Origin of the sequence: Dokdonia sp. R78006 (assembly GCF_042466145.1) — a bacterium.
Classification (GTDB): Bacteria; Bacteroidota; Bacteroidia; order Flavobacteriales; family Flavobacteriaceae; genus Dokdonia.
Map to the genome: position 1 here is coordinate 1,363,180 of NZ_JAXHBU010000001.1, position 26,118 is coordinate 1,389,297.

Genomic DNA, 26,118 nt, shown 5'->3' on the forward strand with positions numbered 1-26,118 from the left:
CATGCTACATTTATCACTCGCTACACGTAATTTACTTAAATTGCTATGCACTAGATGTTGTTTTAAAACTAAAGCCTAAATGATGGAACTCACGTCAACATATTGGAATAATCGCTATGCAGAGGGAAGCACAGGTTGGGACCTAAAAGAGGTCTCTCCACCTATCAAAGCCTACCTCAATCAATTAGAAAATAGGGACCTTAAAATTTTAATCCCTGGTGGCGGTTATAGCTATGAAGCACAGTACTTCTGGGAGCAGGGATTTAAGAATGTTTATGTAGTAGACTTTTCTCAACTTGCATTAGAAAATTTGAAACAGCGAGTGCCAGATTTTCCTAGTTCGCAACTTATACAAGAAGATTTTTTTACATATGAAGGGCAGTTTGATGTTATCATGGAGCAAACATTTTTCTGCGCATTACAGCCAGAATTAAGACCTGCTTACGCCTCACATATGCATACATTGCTTAAACCTAAAGGAAAGCTTGTAGGCTTACTTTTTAACTTTCCTCTCACCGAAAAAGGACCGCCATACGGAGGAAGCACTACCGAATATAAAAACTTGTTTTCAAAACACTTTGATATTCAAAAAATAGAGACTTCCTATAACTCAGTAGCTGCTCGTGCAGGTAAGGAGTTGTTTATCTCAATGGTAAAAAAGTAAATCTACTAATATCGCAACACAATGATCGTACAACTCGCCGAAGGAACTATTAAAACCAAATATGGTGTCTATAAAGAGATTCTTTTTTATGACGGTATCAAGGAGTGTCACGCGCTAGTGATGGGAGATGTGAGCGGAGCGGAAGATGTGCTTTGTAGAGTACATTCCTCGTGTATTTTTGCCCATCATTTTAATAGTATAGAGTGCGACTGTCGTGAGCAAATGGAAATTTCTCAGCAACTTATAGAACGTGCAGGAAAGGGTATTGTAATCTGGCTTGAGCAAGAAGGAAAAGGAAATGGTCACTATGCACTCCTCAATACCTTACCACTTAAAAAGCAAGGAATGGCGCAAGCAGATGCGTATGAGGCCGTAGGTTTTCATAAAGACAATAGAGACTTTTCGGCAGCAGCAAAGATTTTGAAGCATCTAGAAGTAAATTCCATCACGATGATCACGGGTAATGAAAAGAAAACCAAAACCCTCACAGATCTTGGTATTACTGTAAGTGGCATTCAACCTACAGAGTTATAATATGAGTACGCTTTCGCGAAAGCGTGATTTTAAAACAACACCCTTAAATTAGAAAATGGTTTTGCAAAAATCTATAGTACCCAGTGGCTAGTTTTTTATCACTTTTTGAGTTTCTAGAACCTCACCATCTCTATTGAATAGTTTCAAAAAGTACACTCCAGAGTTTATATTGTGCAAAGTAATTGCCTCGCGATTGTGAGTTCCTTGCAAAACTATTTTCCCATTGATATCTATTAACTGAAACCTATGACTTGATTCAGAACTTATATACAATCTATCGTTAACTACAGGATTAGGATAAACAATTGAATTTTCTCTCTTGAAATCTTTTGTGTTTAATAATTCTGGATCTTCTATTAAGAAAATATTCTGTGATCCAGTGATATAATATAGATTGGATTCATAGCTAGTGATGCCTAAAGGAGCATTGTCCGGAGTTAAAAGAAATTCGGGACTAATTGGTAGCGCGTTCTCTAGATCAAACTTAATGATACTATGGTTTGCCGAGAGTTCAATTGTAGCGTATAGTAAACTATTTTTTAAGTAGACATCTTGCACAAATCCAAGATAACCATCCATATTTGAAACTAGTATAGGATCTGGAGAGCTGTCATCAATATTGATTTTATACAAGGCTAAGTTGTTTGTGGTCCCTGTGTGCTCAAAGAAATAAAGCTCATTATTAAAAACCTCTCCAATAATTATGGAGTTATTATTCTCAAAAACTATGGTCTCTGTGTAGTTAGTGTCATTTATAGAATATTTTAAAATTGTATTACCTCGTACAAAGTACAGTACACTGTTAGATAATACTACACCCATTTGGGTATTTATAGCAGAGTTGTTAATCGCCTCTCCTTGTACAGGTAATGCATCATTTAAATTCAGCTTGTACAAAGTACTAGCTGTTCCACCTATAAGAGTGTTAGAATCTTCGTCATAAGCTAGTTTTATAAAACCAACTGCAGGCGGGGCTTCAGCTACTGTAGTTTTATTAGTAGGGTCGTTAAACGGCACCTTTTGAATGTAAGCCATATTGTTAGCGTTTAGGTCGAAAAGGCCTACATATAATTCATCATCTATGGTGTGTAGTGAAAATGGAGCTCCCTGCCCCGCAAATGAATCAGTAAAAATTTCTTGAGCTTGAGCTACGACACTCTGAAACATTAATAAACCAAAGAGTAATTTTAACTTCATAGAATGATTTTTCTTACAAATATACCTTTAATGATTAAAAATCAAAACAATACTGGAACCACATAGTAAGCCAGCGCAAATAATAATCCCACCGAAATTAAATTTAAAACCACACCCACACGCGCCATCTGGTCTACGCGTACGTGACCACTTGCAAAAACAATGGCGTTAGGTGGTGTTGCCATAGGTAGCATAAATGCACAACTAGAAGCAAGGGTCACTGGAATCACCATTTGTAAAATGGGCACATCCATCCCTATCGCAATACCTACCACTAGCGGAACTAAAATGGTGACAAGTGCAACATTACTCATCAACTCGGTCATAAAGAGCATTGAGAAAATGAGTACTGCTGTAACTACCCACATACTCCAGTCTTCCTGCTGTGATATGTAGGAACCTATCATATCTATAAAACCAGATTGTGCTAGTCCGGAGGCAAGTGCGAGACCGCCGCCAAAGAGGATTAAAATTCCCCAAGGTAATCGAGAAGTATCTTCCCAATTAAGCGGAAAAGAACCTTTTTTATAATCAATAGGTACTATAAACATGAGCAGCGCCGCAATCACAGAGATGGTTGTATCTGTAAGTGTGATTTCTGGTAGTAGTTGGTTGAGATAGGAGCGTAGCATCCACGAGATTGCTGTAATGAGAAATATGGCTAAGACCACTTTCTCTCCTTTTGAAACTGGACCAAGTTTATCTAACTCGGTCTGTATGATATTTCCAGACTTTCCAATGGTGCCTAGGTTATTCTTGTAGAAGACTCTTGTAATCATAAAATATGTGATGATCATCAGTATGATGGAGAATGGAACTCCCATTTTCATCCACTGGAAAAAGCCTATGTCTATATTGTAACTCTCATTGAGAAATGCAAGCATTACAGAGTTTGGCGGTGTGCCTATTAAGGTCGCCATTCCACCTATATTAGCGCCAAAGGCGATACCTAGCATAATGCTTAGAGCAAAGTTGCGGTCGTTTTTTGTAAAACCATCCTCGTCATCTATTAGAAGTTGAATGACAGACACGGCGATTGGGAGCATCACCACAGTACTTGCCGTGTTTGAAATCCACATGCTCATTAAGCCAGTGGCAATCATAAAGCCTAGTATGATTCCGTTTGCCTTTGTGCCTGTAATTTTAAGAATAGAGAGGGCTATCCGTTTGTGCAGGTTAACTTTTTCTAGCGCTAGCGCGATTACAAATCCTCCAAAAAATAGATACACTATAGGATTTGCATAGTTACTGGCGACTTCCTTTATGTCTCCAATACCGAGTAAGGGAAACAAAGCAAGCGGAATAAGTGCCGTAACAGAGATGGAAACAGCTTCTGTAACCCACCAGATAATCATCCACAAAGCGACAGCAATCACCTTGTCTATCGCTGGATTTATGAGTTCAACGGGTGCTGCGAGTAATAAAATACATAGCAAAGGGCCGATGATAAAGCCTACTTTTCGCGAAAGCGTAAATTCTTTCATAGCCTTAAAAATAGGCAAAAAAGAAAACTACTTACCTTTTAAATATAAGGCAAGTCTTATTTTCCAATATGGTAGCTCTTCCTTGAAATATTCGTAAAAAGATTTAAGCTTATCTGCGTCTTCTACCTTTAAAATGGCGTCGTGTATTTGCTTTACTTCTACGGGCTGTATAAACTGGTAAAAGTCTACCTCCATACCTTCATCATGCAACTTCATCAAGTGATTGTACACAGAGCCTATAGTGAGTTTACGGGTCTCTGCAATTTCTTCTAGAGATAGGCCTTGCTGTATAAGTTTTTTAGTCTCTAGATACGTTTTACTACCGCTTTTAGGCTTTGGTTTTTGGACATGCTCTTTAATGACCTTAATAAAATCTGCGCCATATTTTTCCATTTTGGATTGTCCTACACCTTGAATGTCTAAAAACTGCTTTTGAGTGACGGGTTCTTGATCTTCCATATCCTTGAGGGAAGCATCTGAGAATACAATATATGCAGCCACATTTGCATCTCTAGCAAGTTCTGACCGTAGTTTGCGCAGCTTTTCAAAGAGCGTTCCTTTTGGTTTTTTAGGTTTGCGTTCTTTGGTAACAGGTTCGGTTTTAACCTTGGTGAGTTTAGCCAGTTGTATATTTTTCCCGTCGTATAAAACTTCTTTAGCAAGTGGGGTGAGTAGTAATCTTCCGCTTTCGCGAAAGCGTATTTCTAACAATCCCTGATTGATAAGCTGCACAATATATTGCTGAAGATCTCTCCATGGAACATCTTTTGCGGCTCCGTATGTTTTTATTTCTTGATAGCCTTTGTCATATACTTGAGCGTTTTGCGAACCTCTTAAAACGTCAATCACGGTACCCATCGCTTCTTTTTGTTGCATACGAGCAACGCCTGAAAGTACTTTTTGAGCAAGTACAGTACCGTCAAAATAAGCCGGCGGACTATTACAAATGTCACAGTTTCCGCAATCCTCAGAGAGAAACTCGCCAAAGTAGTTGATAAGCACTTTACGTCTACAACTCAGCGCTTCTGCATACTGTTGCATACGATCGAGCTTTGCCATTTGGTAGTCGGCATTTTTTGCTCCGTCTATAAACTGTCTTAGCTGCAAGGTATCTGCATAACTATAAAAAAGCAAGGTGTGAGCAGGTAAACCATCACGTCCAGCACGACCTATTTCTTGATAATAACCTTCAAGATTTTTAGGCATGTTATAGTGAATCACCCATCTTACGTTACTCTTGTCTATCCCCATACCAAAGGCGATGGTAGCACAGATTATTGGCGTCGTATCGTTTATAAAATCTTCTTGCACTTTTGAACGTTGCTCTGCGTGCATCCCTGCGTGGTATGCAGCTGCTTTATAACCGTTAGCTTGTAGTTTGGCAGCCAGGGACTCTGTGCTTTTTCTTGAAAGACAGTAAATGATACCACTTTCTCCAGGGTGCTCTTCAAGGAAATCAAGAATCTGATCATTACGTTTTTGGCCAGGTCTCACATCGAGATAGAGATTAGGTCTATCAAAGGAAGAGACGTACTTTTTTGCATTGCTTATTCCTAATTGATCTGCAATATCATCCTGTGTAGAGCGATCTGCAGTTGCGGTAAGGGCGATAAGTGGCGCTTGTGGGAAGCGTCTTTTTAAATAGCCCAATTGTGTGTAAGCAGGTCTAAAATCGTGACCCCATGATGAGATACAGTGTGCTTCATCTATTGCGATTAATGAAATGGTAGCGGCATTCAGAGCGCCATCCAGCATTTGTAAGCTCTCAGGAGCAACATAAATGAGGTCTATCGCGCCGCTTTGTAAATCGGCTAGTACTTGCTGAGTTTCTTCAAGTGGTTGTGTGCTATTATAGTAGGCTGCTTTTATACCATTTGCACGTAGCGCATCTACCTGATCTTTCATTAAAGCAATGAGTGGTGAGATCACAAGAGCAACCCCATCTAGCGCAAGTGCTGGCAATTGAAAACACATGGATTTACCACCACCCGTAGGCATAATGACAAGCGCATCATCTCCACTACACACAGATTCTATAATCTCTTGCTGGTTAGGGCGGAAATTATCGTAGCCAAAATGAGTTTTTAAAAGGGAGTGTAATTCTTGTGTTGCAACCATGTTACAAAGTTATTAATACCAATTAAAAGAGGCGCTCATATAAGCGCCTCTTTATACAGCAATGATGTATTTATTTTTTCTTAGATATGACGCTATAAAGGAATGTTACCGTGTTTCTTTTTAGGAAGCTCGACCTTCTTGTTTTCTAGCATGCTAAATGCTTTGATGAGTTTGCGTCTTGTGTCTTGAGGCATAATCACTTCATCTATAAATCCACGTTGTGCGGCACGATAAGGATTTGCAAACTTCTCTGCATACTCACTTTCTTTTTCAAGTAGTTTTTCCTCAGGATTATCTGCTGCGCTTATTTCTTTTCTAAAGATAATCTCGCTGGCTCCTTTTGCTCCCATTACCGCAATCTCAGCACTAGGCCACGCATAGTTAAGATCTGCACCTATGTGCTTAGAGTTCATTACATCATAAGCGCCACCATATGCTTTTCTTGTAATTACCGTTACTCTTGGTATGGTCGCCTCACTAAGTGCGTATAATAACTTTGCTCCGTTTGTAATAATTCCATTCCATTCCTGATCTGTACCTGGAAGAAAACCTGGAACATCAACAAGAACGAGCAAAGGAATATTGAAACAGTCACAGAATCTTGTAAAACGAGCGGCTTTCTTTGAGCTATCTACATCTAGCACTCCGGCAAGAAACATAGGCTGATTTGCAACGATACCCACACTACGACCTCCTAAACGAGCAAAACCTACAATGATATTCTCAGCATAATCTTTATGGATTTCATAAAAAGAATCCTCATCTATAATACCCGTTATTACCTCGTGCATATCATAAGGCTTGTTTGCACTATCTGGGATAATGGTTGCAAGTTGGTCACGCACTTCATCCTTAAGTGTAAACGGTAAATTTTTAGGTGTTTCTGTATTGTTTTGCGGCAAGTAGCTCAATAAAGATTTAAGATCTTCAAGACATTGTGCGTCGTTTGAAGAGGTGATATGTGCCACACCAGATTTTGAGCTGTGCGTACTTGCGCCACCTAGTTCTTCTGAGGTTACTTCTTCATTAGTTACCGTTTTTACAACATTTGGTCCCGTTACAAACATGTAGCTTGTGTTCTCTACCATCATAGTAAAGTCTGTCATTGCTGGAGAGTACACGGCACCACCCGCACAAGGTCCCATGATAGCCGAGATTTGCGGGATCACACCAGATGCTTGCACATTGCGGTAAAAGATATCTGCATAACCTCCTAGTGAGCGTACACCTTCTTGTATACGTGCACCACCAGAATCATTGAGCCCTATTAATGGAGCTCCAGTTTTCATAGCGAGATCCATTATTTTACAAATCTTCTCAGCGTGTGTCTCAGAGAGTGCTCCTCCAAAAACCGTAAAATCTTGTGCAAATAAGTAAATCAAACGACCATTTACAGTACCATAACCAGTAACTACACCATCTCCATAATAAATCTCTTTTTCCATACCAAAATCTGTAGTACGGTGTGTAACAAGAATACCTATTTCTTCAAAAGAGCCATCGTCTAGTAAGTAGTGTATGCGTTCTCTAGCAGTAAGTTTCTTTTTCTCGTGCTGCTTGTCTATACGTTTCTGACCGCCACCTAAGTGTGCGAGTTCAATTTTTTCGTTAAGCGTTTTTATGTTAGCATCCATAGGTTATACAGTTGGTAGGCGTAAGATATTTTGTTCTTTAATATGTTGTTTGAGAGCGATAAGAGCAGCAATACGTGCTTCTTCCTTAAACCCTTCTTTTAAAGCTTCTGGAGAATAATAATTTTTTACAAAATGTGTATCAAAATTTCCAGAGCGGAAGGCATCATGCTCGCAAACAAATTTTCCAAAAGGAAGCGTAGTTTGCACACCTTCTATTTTATAATCGTCTATGGCTTTAGATAATAATTCTATTGCCTCTTCACGCGTAGGAGCATAAACAATAAGCTTAGAAAGCATCGGGTCATAATAGATAGGAATATCCATTCCTTGCTCAAATCCATTATCTACACGTATACCTTCTCCTTCTGGGAGTATGTAAGTAGATAGATTTCCTACACTAGGTAAGAAGTCATTGAGAGGATCTTCTGCATATACACGTAATTCTAGGGCATGTCCTTTTATGCTGAGGTCTTCTTGAGCGATGGATAGCTTCTCACCACGAGCAACGCGTATCTGCAATTCTACAAGATCTGTTCCTGAGATAAGTTCGGTTACTGGGTGTTCTACTTGTAATCTAGTATTCATTTCTAAGAAATAGAAATTGAGCTGATCATCTAGTAAAAACTCTACGGTACCTGCGCCACGATAATTACATGCTTTTGCCACTTTTATTGCTGCTTGTCCCATTTCTTCACGCAGTTGCGGAGTAAGGACTACAGATGGAGCTTCCTCTACCACTTTCTGGTGGCGACGCTGGATGCTACATTCACGTTCAAAGAGATGAATCACATTACCGTGATTATCTGCCATTACTTGTATCTCAATGTGTCTAGGTGATGCAACATATTTTTCTATAAAAACAGATCCGTCACCAAAGGCTGCAGTCGCTTCACTAATAGCAGTACTCATTTGTGATGCTAGTTCGCTGTCTTTTTCTACCACGCGCATCCCTTTTCCACCACCTCCGGCAGAAGCTTTTATGAGAATAGGGTATCCTATTTCGGCAGCGATTGCTTTTGCTTTCTCTACATCTGTGATAGCTTCATCAATACCTGGTACCATAGGGATATCATATGCTTTTACAGCTTCTTTGGCTGCGAGCTTACTTCCCATAATTTCTATTGCGTGTGCCTCTGGGCCTATGAAGATCATTTGTGCTTCTGTTACCGCTTTCGCGAAAGCGGAATTCTCACTTAAAAATCCGTAGCCAGGGTGGATTGCATCTGCGTTAAGTTCTTGAGCAACTTTAATAATTTTATCACCTAGTAAATACGACTCCGATGAAGGTGCATTACCCACGCAAACGGCCTCGTCTGCATAGCGCACGTGTGGTGCATTACGGTCTACAGTAGAGTAAATGGCTACTGTTTTAATACCCATTTTCTTAGCCGTGCGAATTACCCTGATAGCTATCTCACCACGGTTTGCAATCAATATTTTCTTTATAGTTTTCATCTATTTTTCTTCTTCAAATTCTACAAGTAATTGCCCTTTATCTACCGCGTCATCTTTTACAACGTGCACGGCCTTGATAACTCCGTCTGTATGGGATACAAAGCTGTTTTCCATTTTCATGGCACTTAGAATCACCAGCGTGTCACCTTCTTTTACTTCTTGACCAGCAGAGACCTGCACATCAATAATAAGACCTGGCATAGGAGAAATAAGATTATTAAGTTGCTTTGAAGCTCCTACTGTGAAGCCCATTTCCTTAATAAGAATGTCAACCTCATCCTTAATTACAACTTCATAGTTGTTGCTATTTACCTGAATGTTGTACGTCTTTTTGCTAAAATCTGAGGAGACTACAGTTGCTTTAAAAGAAGAATTATCCTCTAGAATATGGTAAGAATTCTGAGAGGTATGTACCGCGTCTAACTGAGATAGCTGATCACGAGAAATCTCGAATTCATGCTCCTCGTTTACGGTGGTTTTATAGGTGTTGCTCATCGCTTGTATTTTAAGATATAAATATACGTAATTGCGATATTGTTATCCTAGAGCAAATAAAATAAGAAAAGGCGCTTGTGAGGGCGCCTTTATTATTAAAAATGTAATATTAATTGTTTTTACTAAGCATTAATAACTCGTTACAAACAATCTCTGTCATATATCTTTTTACACCATCTTTATCTTCCCAAGAACGATTAGTAAGTTTTCCTTCTATTGCGATTTCTTGTCCCTTCTGGATGTAGCTTTCTACCACTTTGACAAGGCCGCCGCGTACTACGATGTTGTGCCAGTATGCACGTTCTATTTTCTGACCATTTTTGTCTTTGTAAGAATCATCTGTCGCCATGGAGAATTTGGCAATTTTATTTCCATCTGGAAATGTTGTGATTTCTGGTTCTTGACCTAATCTTCCAATTAACTGTACTTTGTTGCGTAATGCGTTCATAATAATGTGTTTTTCTTGAGTAGGTTAAGCCTACCAAATTGAGTTATATTTCTTTCTCGAGCCGTTCCCGAAAAAATCATTTGTTCTTAGTAAGTAAATTATAATAACCACTTGTAAATAAGAACACTGCAAATATGCGTCAGCTCACAAACCCTAGCCGACTTTTAAACGTTTACTTACGTTTATAGTCGTTTGTAAGTATTTGTAAACGTTTAAAAACGTTTTAATGTATTGATTTAAAGTGTATTGTGGTTTTTTATGTCTGTTGAGTTAGAACTCCTTGTTTTAGAGAATTTTTAGAAGAATAGAGGTTAATTACTTGGTGTGGGGTGAAGAAGAGACTTGGATATCCTTAAAAACTTGAAGATTTTTAAAATCTTTTAGAGGATTAGATATTAAAAAACACTCCGTTATATATAACCCTCAGGCTAGAAGAAAACTTGACTGAAAGAGCCATTTTCGCGAAAGCGTAAAGAATAAAATAACCCATATTATAAGTAGGTCAGATTCTATAAGAAGTAAATAAGGAAGTTAAGTGAAATGTATATCTCACCCATTACGTGGAGCTATACATTAAGAGCATGTCTAAAAGAATTTCTGTCTTATAGGGTTTAAGTATGCTACTATTAATACCGTGTTTTGTTAGTTCTTTATTCCCATCTTTATAACTGGTGGCTGTAAGAGCAATGATGGGAGTTATGCTATCAAACTTTCTAATAACAATACTGGCATCAATACCGTTCATTACAGGCATATTAATATCCATTAATATGAAATCATAGGCATTATTCTTTACTGCGCTCACAGCTTGTTGTCCATCACTCGCACTTTCGTTTTTTATACCGTATTGTTCAAGTACCTTTTTAGTTACTAATTGGTTAATACTGTTATCGTCCACGATAAGTACTTTTTTGCCTTTGAGACGTTCGTAGCTTGAGATATCTGATTGGACTTCTAGGTAGGAGTCGGATCCAGTTTCTAGATCAATTGTAAATGAAAAAGTAGATCCTTTATTTAGACTGCTTACAAGGGATAATTTACTGCCAAGAATGTGTAAAATCTTCTTGACAATGGGAAGACCTAAGCCTGTACCTTGATGGTTTGACATAGCTCCTACTTGAGCAAATTCAGTAAAGATTTTTGCTTGTTCTTCCTTGGCAATGCCTTGTCCTGTGTCTGCTATACTAAAGAGTATGGTGTTTACATCTTTATTCTTTTCTTGAAGTGTGGCCTTTATGGTGATTGTGCCATCCTCGGTAAACTTACTTGCGTTACTCGATAAGTTCATGAGGACTTGAGAGATTTTAGTCTTATCGCCTAGTAAGGTGTCTGGTATATTAGGATCAATAATCACCTTTGTAGTGTTATTATTTTTCTTGTTTATGAACTCAAGGGTTTGTACAATGTGAGGTATTAATTTATGTAGTCTAAAGTTAGTCTTCTGGATACGCTCGCCTTCTTTTGAGTCAAATTTATTTAAGCTTAATATATCATTTACAAGTGCCAGTAGATAGTCGGCAGAGAATTTTAAAGATTTTAAATCTTCTGTATGGTTTTTGAGCGCTGGATCTTCAAGAAACACAGAAGAAAGTCCTATAATTCCATAAAGCGGAGTTCTTAACTCGTGACTTACAGTAGAAAGGAATTTAGTATTACTTCTAGCTAGTTTTTGAGATTTCTTTTTGGCTTGAAGATATTGTTTGTTTTTTGATTTTAAATTATCAAGGAGCCTTTTCCGTTTCTTTCGACCATGTAATAAAGTCCCGATAAATAAGAGCAGGATGGCTGCTAGTGCGAGTGAAGTTTTTAGAAATAATTTGTTCTCACCAGCTTTTTGAAGTGCGAGCTCATTTTCTAATTTTGAGGCTCGTAGTTCTTGTTTAAATTTATTGAGGTTAAAACGAGAGGTAGCATTTTTTTGCTGTTTTATCTTGTTTGCTTCGTATCTCTTTTCGACGAGTACATCATAGGTTTTACGTATGCTATTTACTTGCTCGTAGTTGCCTAAGCTTTCATAGGCCTTCATTAGGTTTTTATAATTATCAATCTTGTAGTTGTCATCTTGTTCATCACCAGCTACCTCCATAGAGTAATTAATTGCTTCAATCGCCTCTTTAGGTCTGTTTTGTAATAGATAGATAGAACTTTGAACGTGATAGACGGTTCCTTCAAAGTTGTTTTTCCTTCCATTAAAATCATCTTTCGTTAGTAATTCCTTTGCTTGATTTAGATAGTGTTGCGCCTCATTTGGCTGCTTCTTTATTACATATAACTCAGCTAGGTTGTTATTTGATATAAAATCAACTAGGATACTATTTTCAATTTCTGGGCTTATGGCGAGTGCTTCTTCAAAATAGGTGATGGCCTTGTCTGGATCTTCTTTAAAAAAAGTATTTCCCAGATTAGTAAGATTTCTTGCCAAATTAAAGGTGTCATTAGACTTTTTATTTTCTTCAATGGCGTTATTAAAAAGATCTTCGGCACCCTGAAAATTGTCTACTTGTATAAATGCATTTCCTAGAATACTTCTTAAACGAGATGTAGTGATAGGTGATTTGACTCTCTTAGCGTTATCTAGAAGGTGTGGTACAACCTCAATAACTTTTTCATAACTAGACTCATTAAATAAGGCAAGTATGGATGGCATCAGAGAGTCTATCTCTGCGACAGTGAATTGCTTTTCTTTTATTAATAAGATTTCTTCTTGAGAGATTGTCTCTTGACTGTAGGATTTAAAAGAGTATACAGTACTTAAAACAACTAGCAGTAGTATGGTTAGTCTAGTCATAAATATTGATTTGGGAATTAAAATTTAAGCAATTGTCCCTAGAGCAGTTGTTACATCAGAAAATGTATTTAATTAACTAATAATATTCTTTTAATCTAAAAAATACTGCTTTTCGTCGATTATTTGAGGTGTTTGATGAGTTTTTTTATTTTTCAAGATTGATTTTAAATTTTTTGTAAGCCGCTAATTATCAGTAATGAATAATTTTAATGTTATAAAAAGGCTCTCTGTTGCACATTTATAGCTTAACTAGTTAAAATTTTATATTTAAAGCAGATTGTGGTGGGTGTTGTCTTTGGTGCGCTTTCGCGAAAGCGTTAAATGTTTTCATTATTAGCCCCATACTCTATATCTTTTATCAATCAAATAGGATACATAATGAGTAATTACCACATAAAAGGTCTACAAGAGTATTTTCAAGTCTACCAAAAGTCTGTAGATAAGCCTGAGCAGTTCTGGGAAGAAATTGCCGAAGAAAATTTTGTCTGGCGCAAGCGCTGGGATACCGTGTTAGAATGGGATTTTAAAAAGCCAGAAGTAAAGTGGTTTGATGGAGCCCAATTAAATATTACAGAAAATTGTCTTGATAGACATCTTTACACTCGTGGTAATAAAACTGCATTGCTCTTTGAGCCCAATAACCCTGAAGACCCTGCCGAACATATTACTTATAAAGACCTGCATGAGCGCGTGTGCAAGTTTGCAAATGTGCTTAAGGATAAAGGGGTGACGCGCGGTGACCGTGTGTGTATTTATGTACCCATGATACCAGAACTTGCGGTATCTATGCTTGCATGTGCGCGTATAGGAGCAGTGCATTCGGTAGTATTTGCCGGCTTTTCTAGTACAGCATTGAGCACGCGTATTAATGATGCAAGCTGTAAGATGGTGATTACAAGTGATGGCTCCTATCGTGGTAATAAAACAATTGACCTTAAAGGTATTGTAGATGATGCATTAGAAAATACTCCATCTGTTGAGAGCGTACTTGTTGTAAAGCGCACTGGTGGTGATGTAGTAATGAAAGAGGGGCGTGATGAGTGGGTAGCACCACTGTTAAAGGAGGCATCAACAGAATGCCCTGCCGAAACTATGGAAGCAGAGGATTATCTTTTTATATTATACACTTCTGGCTCTACAGGGCAACCTAAGGGAATGTTGCACACTACCGCTGGATATATGGTGTATAGTGCATATACATTTAAAAATGTATTCCAATATAGAGAGGATGATGTGTACTGGTGTAGTGCAGATATAGGATGGATTACTGGGCACAGTTATATTGTTTACGGACCGCTTGCAAATGGTGCTACCTCTGTACTTTATGAGGGAGTTCCAAGTTTTCCAGACTGGGGACGCTTTTGGGAAATAATAGATAAACATAAAGTAAACCAATTTTATACAGCACCCACGGCGATAAGAGCACTTGCAAAGGAGAACTTGAGTTATGTGGAGAAGTATGATTTATCATCCCTCAAGGTTTTAGGAACCGTAGGAGAGCCCATAAATGAGGAAGCTTGGCACTGGTATAATGATAATATAGGGAAGAAAAAATGTCCAATTGTTGATAGCTGGTTTCAAACGGAAAACGGTGGGATTATGATAAGTCCTATCCCATTTGCTACTCCTACAATTCCCACATTTGCAACTTTGCCTTTACCAGGAATACAACCCTGCTTAATGGATGAACAAGGCAAAGAAATAAAAGGAAACCAAGTAGAAGGAAGATTGTGCATTAAATTTCCATGGCCTAGTATAGCTAGAACGATATGGGGAGATCACAAAAGGTATAAAGACACGTATTTTTCGGCATTTGATAATATGTATTTTACTGGAGATGGTGCTTTGAGAGATGCTACGGGTTATTATAGAATCACAGGACGTGTAGATGATGTCATTATCGTTTCTGGTCACAACTTAGGTACAGCACCTATAGAAGATGCTATTAATGAACATCCAGCTGTTGCCGAAAGTGCGATTGTAGGTTTTCCTCATACTATTAAAGGAAATGCTTTGTATGGTTATGTAACTTTAAAGGAGACTGGAGAAGGGCGTGATCATGATAATTTACGCAAAGAAATTAATCAGCTTATCACAGAAAAAATAGGCCCGATAGCAAAGCTGGATAAAATCCAATTTACAAATGGATTACCTAAAACACGATCTGGTAAAATCATGCGACGTATACTACGCAAGATTGCCTCTGGAGAAGGAGACAATCTAGGCGATATAAGTACACTTCTTAATCCTGAAGTTGTACAGAGCGTAAAGGACAACGCGCTATTATAACATAAGAAACCCCGAAGATTATTTCTTCGGGGTTTTTTATATATAGTGAGTGATTAACTCTTTAAATTATCTCGTGGCTGGGTAAACTCTTTTTTATCTTTTACCTGATTATTAATCTCTTTTCCATGGGTGGCTTCAAGATTAATCGCTTGTTCTTTCTTACTAGTTTTCTCTGGATTAGGTGTTGTGTTACTCATGACTATATTTTTTAAATGTTTACTTAAAGATAATTTGAAACTACCTTTTTGTAAAAGCAATTAATAAACCTTAACCACCCGTTGTTAAAAAATGTGAATGGAGGTATTTGAAAATTAGACCTGTAGAAGAGAGTAATTCTGAGGATGTTTGCTAGTTCAAAAATGTGCTAGTTTAGATATTAAGGAACACATCAAAAACGACTAAGGTTATAAATCTCTTAAAGCCATTAATGGTACAGAGGTATTTTATTATATTTCAATAAATCTAAAATATACACAACGATGAAATCATCCTTTTTTGATATAATCCAATCTGAAACTCCTGTCTTAGTAGACTTTTATGCAACATGGTGCGGACCTTGTAAAACACTGGGACCTATTCTAGAACAAGTAAAAGACGAGCTAGGTGATCAAGTAAAAATTGTAAAAATAGACGTAGATAAAAATCAGCCGCTTGCTGCTCAATATAATGTGCGAGGAGTACCTACTATGATCCTTTATAAAGCAGGAAAGCAGGTGTGGAGACAATCTGGAGTGCTAGAGAAAAATGCTATCATTGATGTTGTAAAAACTGCATAGATGATCATATTAATTTCTCCTGAGGAAATGAGTGAAAACGAGATTGCCACGTTGCATCAACTATTTGAAGCTGGGCTATCTCATTTTCATCTTAGAAAACCAGATGCGAGTCTTGATGATCACATAGCATACCTGAATATGGTTAATGCTACGTATCATAATCGTATAATGACGCATAACTTTCATAAAGAGCTGTGTAGTCAGTTTAATATTATGGGTGTGCATCTAGAAGAAGCGATGTGGAGAGCCCAAGGAAACCAATTAGAACAATACGTACAGTCATTTACTACTATAGGCAATAGCGTATCTTCCTCGTACCACGAACCAGAAGATCTTGCATCGCAAGCAGTACGTTTTGAGTATACCTTATTAAGTCCTGTGTTTTCGGCAATTTCTAAGAGTGATATGCAAGGAAGAGGTTTTGATGTGCGTCACATCAATAAAGATATTGTAGGTGTGGGAGGAATAAATGCAACTACGACTCCAGAAGCACTAAAACTTGGCTTTAAAGGAGTAGGAGCGCTAGGCGGCATATGGAATGCAGATGATCCCGTAGCAGCATTTATTGAGATGAAAAACGCTTTCGCGAAAGCGAATACCTAACCTTTACTATATTTGCACCATGGCAAAACGAGGAACTCCTAAAAACACGAAAAATAAAGCAAAGCATTCTAAGCTTATGGATCGTAAGAAAAAGAAAGAGCGCGAGAAGAGAGACGCTAGTGAAGCGCGATTACTCGAAGCAAAAGAAAAGATGAAAGCTCTTAAAGAGAAAGAAGAAGAATAACAAAAGCGTCCAGATGGGCGCTTTTTTGATTTTAGAGCGTAACATATTGACTATAAAGACGTCATTTTAATAGTTTAGGCAACCATTTTAATTTTTCTAGCGTCTATATATTAAATAACCATCTTATGACGACACTTATAAAATTCATTCTCACATTACTTACGATAACCTGTGCCGCTACAGCGGTAGCACAATCTTATAGTGTAACCGTAATTGATGAAAGAACTAAAGAGCCCATACCTTTTGCGACTGTAAAATTATCTAAAAATACAGGCACAATCACAAATGAAGAAGGCATCTTTACTCTTGGAGAGTATAAACTATCTGCACTTAGGGACTCTGTGTATATCTCATCTATGGGATATGAAGAGGTGGCTATTTTTCCTAAGAAAGTGATGGATACCATTATATCGCTGCGTGTGAAAACAAACGAACTAGATAATGTGTTTCTCACAAATAATCCACTGGATGCAGAGCAAATTATAGAGCGTGTTAAAGAGAATATAGTTGTCAATTATCCTAATGCGCTCACTGAGAAAAAAATATTCTTCAGACAGTCTGAGTCAGATCGTATTGATAAAATGGATATCGAAGTAGAAAAAACGACTATTCCAGAATTTAACCAAGTCTTTATGGATAGTCTAGTGGGGTCTGTGGCAAAGAAGAGTGATTACTACAGTGAGTCTGTAGGAACACTTTCTGGAAATTATGACAATCAAAAGCTCGTTATAGATAAAGCCGCAAAGCTCTACGATAAAACTAAAGAAAATGTAGGGGTGGAGAGTTTTGGAAAAAGGCTTGAAGAAATTATTGAGAAAAATGTAAAAGCAGATTCTTACTTTAAAATAAAATCTGGAATCATAGGTACAACTATTGAAGTAGATGACTCTACAAAAATGGGCAGCTCAAATGGCGGACTTAAAATAGAGGTAGATACAGAGCAAGAAGAAAATGACAAGGAGAAAGCCATTACAGAAAGTATAAAATCTGACCTTTCTGATCTGTTTGAGGCTATGTTTTATAAAGAGGATACAAAGCTTGACTTCTTAACAAAATCCAATCGTTATCAGTTTACTAAAAGAGAATTTACGGCAATAGGTGATGATATTGTTTATGTAATAGACTTTGAACCTAAGGGAAGAAAAGATTTTAAGGGAACCCTTTATGTAAATACTGATGACTTTGCAGTAATGCGACTAGAATATGAAAATGTGCGTAAGCTGTCAAGTTTTGGGATGTTTGGCATAAGCTACAAGAAGTACTTGTATAAGGGTAAAAGCATCTATGCAAAAGATGATAATGGTGGTTACTCATTGCGATTTATGGAGCTAGAAAATGGAGAACGCGTTGGTATAGATAGGCCTTTAAAAATCATTGAAAAAAATAAAAATGTAGGAGGTCGCCGAAAGCAAAATGAAGTAGCGATGGAGATTGAAATAGCAAATACTAGTTATTCAAAAAAGGAGCTAGTTGTTTTTAGCACCACTAGTATTGATCAAGGTACTTATGATGCTGTAGAAGAAATTAAAGAGATGGAGGCAACATATTTGTCTAATTATGATCCTAATTTCTGGAAAGGGTATACCATTATGGAGCCTAATGCGGCAATACAAAGCTTTAAGTCTGAGAGTAAATAATAGACTAGCATAAAGATTCTTAATATTAAATTATGATGCCAGTATCCCATTGTGGTTACTGGCATTTTATATGGTGAAGTCTTTGAGGGCTTTTAGTATCTTTACTTTATGGAATTAGTATTTATAGGGCTCGCCGTAGGAGCGATACTCTCTTATTTTGTATTTAACTTTATCTCTGGAAAATCTAAAACGCCAGATGCTCAAGCACAATCTGTTGTGCTTATGGAGCGCATAAGAACGGTGTGTAAATTTATCACCGTAGAGGGTGACTTTGCAGAGATATATCACTACGAAAGTTTAAAAAATAAATGGATGAACCTGCTCTTAGGTTCAAAAAAGGCTATTGTCCTCATAGATGCAAAAGCACACATAGGTTTTGACCTTACTAAGATTAAAATGGAGGCAGATGATAAGAATAGAACCATAAAACTATTTGATTTCCCAGAGCCAGAACTACTATCTGTAGAGACAGATTTTAAGTATTATGATAAGAAAGAAGGCTGGGCAAATCCATTTACAAGCACAGATCTTACAGAGATAAACAGAGAGGCAAAGCAGCACATACGCGATAAAATCCCACAGAGCGGACTCTTTGAAGAAGCAAAAACACAGGCGCTAGAAACAGTACAGTTAATGCAAAAACTTGTAGAAACCATAGGCTGGAAACTAGACTACTCATCACTAGAAATACCTGCGAGTAAGGAGCCTAAGAAAATTGAATCTTAGTGGTATATCTCATTACTGGAAATACAGGAGCTGGAAAAACTACGTATTCATTAGATCTTAAGAAAAGCGTTAATGGTGTCTTATTTTCCATTGATCATTGGAATAAAACATTATTTCTAGATGATAAACAAGAGACAGACGGAGTTGACTGGTTTTTAGAACGCATCGCACGTAGCGACCAGATGATTCAATCACTAGTGTTGCAGCTTGAAGAGGCGGATACTCCCGCAATTTTAGATTTGGGTTTTGCAAAGCGAGATAGAAGAGAGCGTTTTTACGCTTTCGCGAAAGCGCACCAAATACCTTACGAGCTTCACTTTCTTGATATTGATAAAGAATTGAGGAAAGAAAGAGTACAACAGCGCAATAAAGAGCAAGGAGCCACCTACGAATTTGACGTTTCGGAAGAAGATTTTGAATTTATGGAAATCTGGTTTGAGCCGCCTGTAGAAGATGAACTCATAGAAGCAACAATAATTACCAAGTGAATATAGAAGCGTTTAGAACATATTGCCTTGATAAAAAAGAAGTGACGGAGGAGTTTCCTTTTGATGCAGACACCCTAGTTTTTAAGGTGATGGGTAAAATGTTTGCACTTTGCTCTTTGAAACGAATTCCACTTTCGGCAAATTTAAAATGTGATCCAGATCGTGCTGTCGTTTTAAGAGAAGAACATGATGGAGCGATCATTCCTGGATGGCATATGAATAAAACTCACTGGAATACCTGTGTTCTGGAAGAGTTGCCACCACAATTACTAGCAGAGCTTATTGACCATTCTTACAATCTGGTCGTATCAAAAATGACAAAAAAACAACAAGCCGAACTTGCGGCTCTATAATATGACAGCACCTACAGCCTTCTACGAAGGACAAATCAAAACATATCAGAAAGAATTATCTGAGATTAAAAGGAAACTTAATATCTCAAGTACCATAAGACTTGTAGTATTCTTAGCTACAGGAGCGAGTGTGTACTTCACTTTAGGTAATACGCAATTACTTATGGGATGTATAATCGCAGGTATAATAGCTTTTTTATTACTCGTGAGTCGCCACAGCCAGTTGCAGCACAAGCGTGATCTTACTAAGGCACTTCTGGAGCGCAATGAGACAGAATTAAAAGTACTAAGTAGGGATTTTTATGATCTGCCAGATGGAAGTGAGTTTCATAATCCAGAGCATGTATTTAGCCAAGATATAGACCTTTTTGGGCGTGGCTCTTTCTTTCAGTACTTTAATAGAACAGCTCTTGACAGTGGTTCTTCAAAACTTGCTTCCATGCTTCTTTCAAACGATATTGAAGCAATATCAAAAAAGCAAGAAGCTGTAAAAGAGTTAGGCGAGCTGCCAGAGTGGAGACAACTATTTAGTGCAATAGCATCATTAGTCACCACAGACATTTCTGCAGATAGTGTGCTCGTGTGGTTAAAAGAGTACACCTCTTTTGTACCTAAGCACATGAAACTTATTTCACGTATATTTTCTGTAATCTCATTACTTACGCTTGGAGCTTATTTTATAGGTTTTATTGCAGGATGGTGGGTGTTTGTAGTATTTGGGATAGGCTTGTTAATAAGCGGCAGATTCTTTGGGAGAATAAATATGCTCTCTGCACATACGGGGAAAATTCAAACCACATTTACACAATATGCGAGCTTGTTATCTAGAATAGAAGAGCAAGAATTTACAAGTGATTTGCTAGTAAATAAGCGCAAAATGGTCATCACGTCAGAGCAATCAAGTTCGTGCATTTTAAGAGCTTTTTCAAAACATCTAGACGCACTTGATCAACGTAATAATTTTATAATTGGACTCATATCTAATGGATTTTTTCTTAGAGATTTAAGTATTGTACATAACATTGAAGGGTGGATTGCAACACATCGCGATGCGGTAGAAAATTGGTTTGAAGTAATCGCTTTTTTTGATGCTTATAACAGTTTGGGAAATTATGCTTTTAATCATCAAGCTCATGTATTTCCAGAGATTACAAAAACTGGAACTACCCTAGTTACCACTGGAGCAGCACATCCTCTTCTAGATCCTAAAACTGCTGTGCGCAATGATATTACTATAAAAAACGATGAGTTCTTTATCATCACAGGAGCAAATATGGCTGGTAAAAGTACCTTCTTAAGAACGGTGGCTTTACAGATCGTGATGGGTAACGTAGGCTTGCCCATATTTGCAACGAGCGCTTCATATACGCCTATAAAGTTAATTACTAGTATGCGCACCACAGATAGTCTTACAGATGATGAGAGTTACTTTTTCAGCGAACTCAAACGTCTTAAGTTTATTGTAGATCAGATAGAAACAGATCGTTACTTTATCATCCTAGATGAAATTTTAAAAGGAACTAACAGTACGGATAAGGCAGAAGGTTCTCGTAAGTTTATAGATAAGCTTGTAGGTGCAGGAGCGACAGGTATTATCGCTACACACGATTTAAGTTTATGTGAGGCTGCACATGATCTTAAGGAGGTTAAGAACTATTACTTTGACGCACAAATAATAAACGACGAACTCTTTTTTGATTACACTTTTAAAGAAGGTATTTGTCAGAATATGAATGCTAGTTTCTTACTAAAGAAAATGGGGATTGTATCATAGCATTATTTAATAAAATAGTATGGATAGTTTAACTCAGATAGTTCTTGGCGCTGCAGTAGGCGAGGCAGTACTTGGCAAAAAGATAGGTAATAGAGCAATGATCTGGGGAGCGGTAGCGGGTACCATACCAGATCTTGATATTGTGTGGAGATATCTCACAGATACTATCACAGCGACCGAGATGCACCGTGGTTTTAGCCACAGTATCTTGTTTTCTATACTCGCAGCTCCATTGCTTGGATGGCTCGTCCATCAGCTTAAAAAGCGACCAGATGTAGGGTGGCAAGGATGGTCAAAGCTATTTTTCTGGGGTCTTTTTACACACCCATTGCTAGATGCATTTACTACATGGGGAACGCAAATATTTTGGCCATTTAATTGGAGAGTTGCTTTTAATAGCATCTTTGTTATAGATCCATTATACACTGTTCCTTTCTTAATATGTGTCCTTATAGCAGCTACTAAAAAACGTGGTTCGCTTTCGCGAAAGCGTACTAACAACCTTGGCATTTACATGAGTACTACATATTTATTACTCACAGCCGTGATAAAATATGTAGCGCATCAAAAGGTGGTTGAAAATCTTGAACAACAGGACATAGCATATACTCAAATATCAACGCGTCCAGCCCCTATGAATACTGTGTTGTGGAATATAAATGTTGATGCAGGCGAAAATTATCTTATAGGTGATTACTCTTTCTTTGATTCCAAGCCAATTGCTTTTAAGGCATATCCCAAAAAGCGCTCAGAAAGTGAAGCGCTTGTCAATACGTCAGAAGTACAACGACTCATTACCATTTCTGAAGGATGGTATATTTTAGAAAGAAATCAAGATGAGTGGATTTATAATGATCTCCGTTTTGGACTTATCGCTATAGATCCAGATAATCCTCAGTTTGTTTTTAGATACAAGCTAGAGGAAAATAATGGTACTATCACCGCCACAGAAGACCGTCCAGATACGTCAAATATGGATGCTGTGTTAGGTAATCTATGGACGAGAATTAAAGGGAATTAATCGTCAAAACGTCCAGGGAATTGCTCTTTTAGAATTTTAAAAAGATTTTCTTGAGTAAGCGGTTTGTTGTCAAAGTGCTGCAGTAGATCATACTTTTCGGCCTTCTTTTTATCTACTGGAGATGTAGAGGTCGTAAGCATAGCAATCACCACTCCTGCTTTTTGCACATCTTCTAATTCTTCATAGTGCTCTAAAAATTCGAAGCCGTCCATGCCAGGCATATTAATGTCTAAGAAAATAAGATCAGGACGTGGGTAATCTTCATCAATGAGAGTTTTAAGGTAGGTAAGTCCTTCTTCTCCAGAATACTTGATGGTTACTCTAGCGGTAACCTTAGCCTTTTTGATTACTCGTGAGTGTACAAAATTATCAGACTCAGAATCATCTATAAGTAATATCTCTCTTAGTGGTTGCATGCTATTATTTTTTTAAAGTGAATGTGAACGTGCTGCCTTCACCTACGGTAGATGCAACACTTATTTTTCCCTTGTGTAATTCTACAATTTTTTGACAGAAGGCAAGACCTATGCCTGTCCCTTCATATTCCTTTGCACTGTGAAGGCGTGTAAACATATTGAATACCTTATCTAAGTGCTCTTTCTTAATGCCTAATCCGTTATCAGAAACTTTAAACGTATAATATAGTCTCGAGTCACTTACACTCACATGAATCTTTGGAGAACGCTCTGGCGGAGTAAATTTGATGGCATTTGTTATTAAGTTTACAAAAAGCTGTCGTAGTTCTACTGGATAGCCAGATACGGTAGGGAGTGTATCGTTAGTAATAACCGCTTCACTCTCTTCTATGCGTGTGCTTAGATCTACATTAATCTCGTTTAAAAGTTTATTGAGATCAATTTTTGAGCGAGTGCCAGACCTGCCTAATCTACTGTAATTAAGTAAGCCAGTAATGAGGCTCTTCATACGTGCCGTAGCGCCTTTTATAAAATCAAAATAAGTTGCAGCCTCGCCGTCTAATTTGTCTCCATAATCTTCTTCAAAGAGTGCAATAAAGTTATCTACGGTGCGCAGAGGTTCTTGCAAATCGTGAGAAGCTATGTAGGCAAATTGGTTAAGCTGCTTGTTCTTGTCCTCCATCTGGTGAATGAGATCTTCATTCATTTCCATTTGCGCTTCCTTGAGAGCAATTTCTTGATCTCGTGAGTGAACTAACTCGGTAAGGGCATCATTGTTTTCGGCAAGCTTTGTAAATAGTGGAATAAGCCTTTTTCTAACAGCATAAACATTAAATAGCATTAATAGCAGCGCTATAGATAATGCTATAAGACTTAAAACATAAATGGTATCATATGTCGATTTACGCTCGAGAAGCAATGCATTTTCCTCAATAAGCATGATGTCTCTCATGTTATCAATAGCGTCTATAAGGCGCAAGGTTTCTGTTCTTCCAGTGCGTTTTCTATTTTCTTCTGGAGTACGGAGCACATAATTCTCCATATTATTATCCATGCCCAGTATGCGCTCATTTACTAGCGCCTCAAACTTTCTTAAGTTTTCTTGTTGAGAAGGATTTTCAAGCGTTTTTATTTCGAGTTGATCTATCTCACCTCTCAATTTTGCTATTTGAACCTTGTAGTCAATGCGATACTCAGGGTCTTTACTTATTAAATACCCTCGCAGCATACTCTCAGCTTTCAATAATGTCTCAGATACATTGTGTATTTGAGTGGTCGTTTCATTTGCGTGAACAATCCATTTTTGAGAATACTGTGACGCGAGATATAAGAGCGTAACTAAAACAATTACAGCAAGCGTCGAAAAAAAACTTAAGTAAAGTGACCTGACTATATTTTTAGATTCGGTAGTATCCATAGATTATTTTATGGATAAAAATTTGAGAACTTTGTCTTTAAGTGATTCTATTGCTTCCTTGTGCTCGTAAGCTTCAAAGTCATGATGACGCAAGTAATCTGTAAGCTCGCGCTCTCTAGCATCTTTTTCACGTTGTCTTTCTAAACGTGTGATAAGCTCTTGCTTTTCTGAAATAAATTTCTCAAAAAGCGGTTGTAGTTTTTGTTGTAAATTTTGAAGGTTTTCTTTCAAGAAAAATCCAGAAGCCCCTTGTAAGATAAGCTCTGCTGCTTTTTCTTCATTGTTGAGGTTTCCTGTAATAATAATTACTGGGATCTCACTATTAAATTCCTTGACTTGTTTAATTACGTCAAACCCAGTAAATCCTTCAAGGTTGAAGTCACTTACCACGATATCTGGTAAAAACTGTTTGAGAGCCACAGCGAGTGAAAGCTCTTTGTCTGAAATGCTGATCTCAACATTGTTACAAAAGCGTTTAATCTGTTTTTGTACGAGAAAAGCATCAGATACTAGGTCTTCTACAATAAGTATGCGTAGTGGAGTATCAATCATTTTTGGTTAGTCTAGGTTGTTTATGTAAAGATATGAGATATTATATCGTAGCTTTCTTAACATTTTTATAAAAATCTAAGAAAAGAAAAACTTAAATAATTACGTCCTATCCTTGTCTCTAAAGGCGCTTGGAGTGATTTTCATCAATTTCTTAAAGTTTTTATTAAAATGTGATAAGGTCTTATAACCGCAGCGATCTGCAACATCTGCTATAGAAATTTCTTGTTGAGCTTCTAGTAAGGAGCAGGCATGTGCAATGCGAACTTCAGTAAGAAAACTAAAATATGACTTGTTTGTGCGCTGTTTAAAGTACTTGCAAAAGCTATGAGGCGTCATAGATGTGAGTGATGCGAGATCATTTAAATGCACCTCTTGCTTGTAGTTTGCTAGTGTAAAGTCAAAGATTGCACTCATGCGTTTTCCATCTTTTTCAGAAATATGACGTTCATAGATAAATGTCGAGAGCGAGATGCTTTTCTTGATTTTCAAGACAGTAATTAGGTCTATAAAATGCCCTAGTCTATGCATTCCTTGAGCCGTGTTTATATGTTGGAACAAAGAGTCAATTTCAGGAGTTACGGATGTTTTAAATCCCGCTTTCGCGAAAGCGTTAAAATCTGCAATACCTTTCCCTTCTTCTAGTTGTAAAAATATATCGCCAAAAGATGCTGCACTAAAGAACACAGAATACATCAAGCAATCTGCGGTGTCACTATTAAATACATGGGGCTGAAAGCTACCTAAAACAATTACCTCTCCAGCCGAAAATGAATGAACAGCATCTCCTGCCACTAGAGTTCCCGTTCCTTTCTTAATGTAGCTTATTTGGATTTCCTCATGATGATGGAGTGCATTGTATAATACACCTTGATCTACTTGAAATAGAATAGCAGCATTGCTAGGCTTCGGAATTTTAAAAGGAAGTACACGCATACATAAAGGTACTTTTTTGTTTTAAATAAATAGCTACTCACGTTAATTTGGATAATATACTATTAGTGATGGATAAAACAGTATTTAATCTTAAGCTTATGGCGCCATTATCTTTGACCAAAATAACATCAT

Annotated in this window: 25 protein-coding genes; 12 read left to right on the plus strand and 13 right to left on the minus strand. The window is 37.5% G+C overall.

Features of this window, described 5'->3' with window-relative positions; translation table 11 throughout:
* The first annotated feature begins 79 nt into the window (after nt 1-79).
* Entirely contained in the window at nt 80-664 is a 585-nt protein-coding gene (locus SJY37_RS06215; protein WP_379952896.1) for a methyltransferase domain-containing protein, read from the plus strand.
* A 21-nt stretch (nt 665-685) separates the two neighbouring features.
* Nucleotides 686-1,198: a GTP cyclohydrolase gene (locus SJY37_RS06220; protein ID WP_298322717.1), complete on the plus strand. Its 513-nt coding sequence runs from the start codon at nt 686-688 to the stop codon at nt 1,196-1,198.
* Between the two features lie 87 nt (nt 1,199-1,285).
* Here SJY37_RS06220 and SJY37_RS06225 read toward each other — a convergent pair whose 3' ends face one another.
* From SJY37_RS06225 to SJY37_RS06260, 8 genes are all read right to left on the minus strand, one after another.
* Entirely contained in the window at nt 1,286-2,395 is a 1,110-nt protein-coding gene (locus SJY37_RS06225) for a T9SS type A sorting domain-containing protein (RefSeq protein ID WP_298322714.1), read from the minus strand.
* Nucleotides 2,396-2,436: 41 nt separating this feature from the next.
* Nucleotides 2,437-3,879, minus strand: a complete 1,443-nt coding sequence (locus tag SJY37_RS06230) for an SLC13 family permease (protein WP_379952897.1) — start codon at nt 3,877-3,879, stop codon at nt 2,437-2,439.
* A gap of 27 nt (nt 3,880-3,906) precedes the next feature.
* Nucleotides 3,907-5,997, minus strand: a complete 2,091-nt coding sequence (gene recQ, locus SJY37_RS06235; RefSeq protein WP_379952898.1) for a DNA helicase RecQ — start codon at nt 5,995-5,997, stop codon at nt 3,907-3,909.
* A gap of 92 nt (nt 5,998-6,089) precedes the next feature.
* Complete coding sequence (locus tag SJY37_RS06240) at nt 6,090-7,631, minus strand: acyl-CoA carboxylase subunit beta (RefSeq protein WP_379952899.1); 1,542 nt, start codon at nt 7,629-7,631, stop codon at nt 6,090-6,092.
* Nucleotides 7,632-7,634: 3 nt separating this feature from the next.
* Nucleotides 7,635-9,077 carry an acetyl-CoA carboxylase biotin carboxylase subunit gene (gene accC, locus SJY37_RS06245; RefSeq protein WP_379953357.1) on the minus strand — a complete coding sequence of 481 codons (1,443 nt, stop codon included), beginning with the start codon at nt 9,075-9,077 and terminating at the stop codon, nt 7,635-7,637.
* Nucleotides 9,078-9,086: 9 nt separating this feature from the next.
* The gene (locus tag SJY37_RS06250; protein ID WP_379952900.1) at nt 9,087-9,581 is read right to left on the minus strand and encodes a biotin/lipoyl-containing protein; all 495 of its coding nucleotides are present in this window, start codon (nt 9,579-9,581) and stop codon (nt 9,087-9,089) included.
* Between the two features lie 109 nt (nt 9,582-9,690).
* Nucleotides 9,691-10,029, minus strand: a complete 339-nt coding sequence (locus tag SJY37_RS06255; protein WP_298322701.1) for a single-stranded DNA-binding protein — start codon at nt 10,027-10,029, stop codon at nt 9,691-9,693.
* A 556-nt stretch (nt 10,030-10,585) separates the two neighbouring features.
* Entirely contained in the window at nt 10,586-12,817 is a 2,232-nt protein-coding gene (locus SJY37_RS06260) for a response regulator (RefSeq protein WP_298322698.1), read from the minus strand.
* A 378-nt stretch (nt 12,818-13,195) separates the two neighbouring features.
* Here SJY37_RS06260 and acs point away from each other — a divergent pair, with 378 nt between their 5' ends.
* On the plus strand, nt 13,196-15,106 hold the full coding sequence (acs, locus tag SJY37_RS06265; RefSeq protein WP_379952901.1) for an acetate--CoA ligase: 1,911 nt from the start codon (nt 13,196-13,198) through the stop codon (nt 15,104-15,106).
* A 53-nt stretch (nt 15,107-15,159) separates the two neighbouring features.
* Here the strand turns inward: acs and SJY37_RS06270 are convergent, their stop codons facing one another.
* Nucleotides 15,160-15,303, minus strand: coding sequence for a hypothetical protein (locus tag SJY37_RS06270; protein ID WP_013750391.1), 144 nt, complete (start codon nt 15,301-15,303; stop codon nt 15,160-15,162).
* Nucleotides 15,304-15,585: 282 nt separating this feature from the next.
* Here SJY37_RS06270 and trxA point away from each other — a divergent pair, with 282 nt between their 5' ends.
* From trxA to SJY37_RS06315, 9 genes are all read left to right on the plus strand, one after another.
* A complete protein-coding gene (trxA, locus tag SJY37_RS06275) occupies nt 15,586-15,882 on the plus strand; it encodes a thioredoxin (RefSeq protein WP_379952902.1) in 297 nt (98 codons plus the stop codon).
* Nucleotides 15,883-16,485, plus strand: a complete 603-nt coding sequence (locus SJY37_RS06280; RefSeq protein ID WP_379952903.1) for a thiamine phosphate synthase — start codon at nt 15,883-15,885, stop codon at nt 16,483-16,485.
* A 19-nt stretch (nt 16,486-16,504) separates the two neighbouring features.
* Nucleotides 16,505-16,669, plus strand: a complete 165-nt coding sequence (locus SJY37_RS06285) for a hypothetical protein (RefSeq protein ID WP_013750388.1) — start codon at nt 16,505-16,507, stop codon at nt 16,667-16,669.
* Nucleotides 16,670-16,794: 125 nt separating this feature from the next.
* Complete coding sequence (locus SJY37_RS06290; RefSeq protein WP_379952904.1) at nt 16,795-18,306, plus strand: carboxypeptidase-like regulatory domain-containing protein; 1,512 nt, start codon at nt 16,795-16,797, stop codon at nt 18,304-18,306.
* Between the two features lie 108 nt (nt 18,307-18,414).
* Complete coding sequence (locus SJY37_RS06295; protein WP_013750386.1) at nt 18,415-19,032, plus strand: DUF4230 domain-containing protein; 618 nt, start codon at nt 18,415-18,417, stop codon at nt 19,030-19,032.
* A complete protein-coding gene (locus SJY37_RS06300) occupies nt 19,032-19,520 on the plus strand; it encodes an ATP-binding protein (protein WP_298322678.1) in 489 nt (162 codons plus the stop codon). Before SJY37_RS06295 ends, SJY37_RS06300 begins: the two co-directional genes overlap by 1 nt.
* Nucleotides 19,517-19,873 (plus strand): MmcQ/YjbR family DNA-binding protein, encoded by a 357-nt coding sequence (locus SJY37_RS06305; protein WP_298322675.1) that lies wholly within the window; start codon nt 19,517-19,519, stop codon nt 19,871-19,873. Before SJY37_RS06300 ends, SJY37_RS06305 begins: the two co-directional genes overlap by 4 nt.
* Before the next feature lies 1 nt (nt 19,874).
* On the plus strand, nt 19,875-21,647 hold the full coding sequence (locus SJY37_RS06310; RefSeq protein WP_298322672.1) for a DNA mismatch repair protein MutS: 1,773 nt from the start codon (nt 19,875-19,877) through the stop codon (nt 21,645-21,647).
* Nucleotides 21,648-21,666: 19 nt separating this feature from the next.
* Nucleotides 21,667-22,668, plus strand: coding sequence for a metal-dependent hydrolase (locus SJY37_RS06315; protein WP_298322668.1), 1,002 nt, complete (start codon nt 21,667-21,669; stop codon nt 22,666-22,668).
* Here the strand turns inward: SJY37_RS06315 and SJY37_RS06320 are convergent.
* The 4 genes from SJY37_RS06320 to SJY37_RS06335 form a co-directional block, all read right to left on the minus strand.
* A complete protein-coding gene (locus tag SJY37_RS06320) occupies nt 22,665-23,084 on the minus strand; it encodes a response regulator (protein WP_298322666.1) in 420 nt (139 codons plus the stop codon). The two genes, SJY37_RS06315 and SJY37_RS06320, sit on opposite strands and share 4 nt — an antisense overlap.
* Nucleotides 23,085-23,088: 4 nt before the next feature.
* Nucleotides 23,089-24,501, minus strand: a complete 1,413-nt coding sequence (locus tag SJY37_RS06325; protein WP_298322662.1) for an ATP-binding protein — start codon at nt 24,499-24,501, stop codon at nt 23,089-23,091.
* A gap of 3 nt (nt 24,502-24,504) precedes the next feature.
* Nucleotides 24,505-25,053, minus strand: a complete 549-nt coding sequence (locus tag SJY37_RS06330) for a response regulator (RefSeq protein WP_013750379.1) — start codon at nt 25,051-25,053, stop codon at nt 24,505-24,507.
* A gap of 99 nt (nt 25,054-25,152) precedes the next feature.
* Complete coding sequence (locus SJY37_RS06335) at nt 25,153-25,986, minus strand: AraC family transcriptional regulator (protein WP_298322660.1); 834 nt, start codon at nt 25,984-25,986, stop codon at nt 25,153-25,155.
* Nucleotides 25,987-26,118 lie beyond the last annotated feature (132 nt).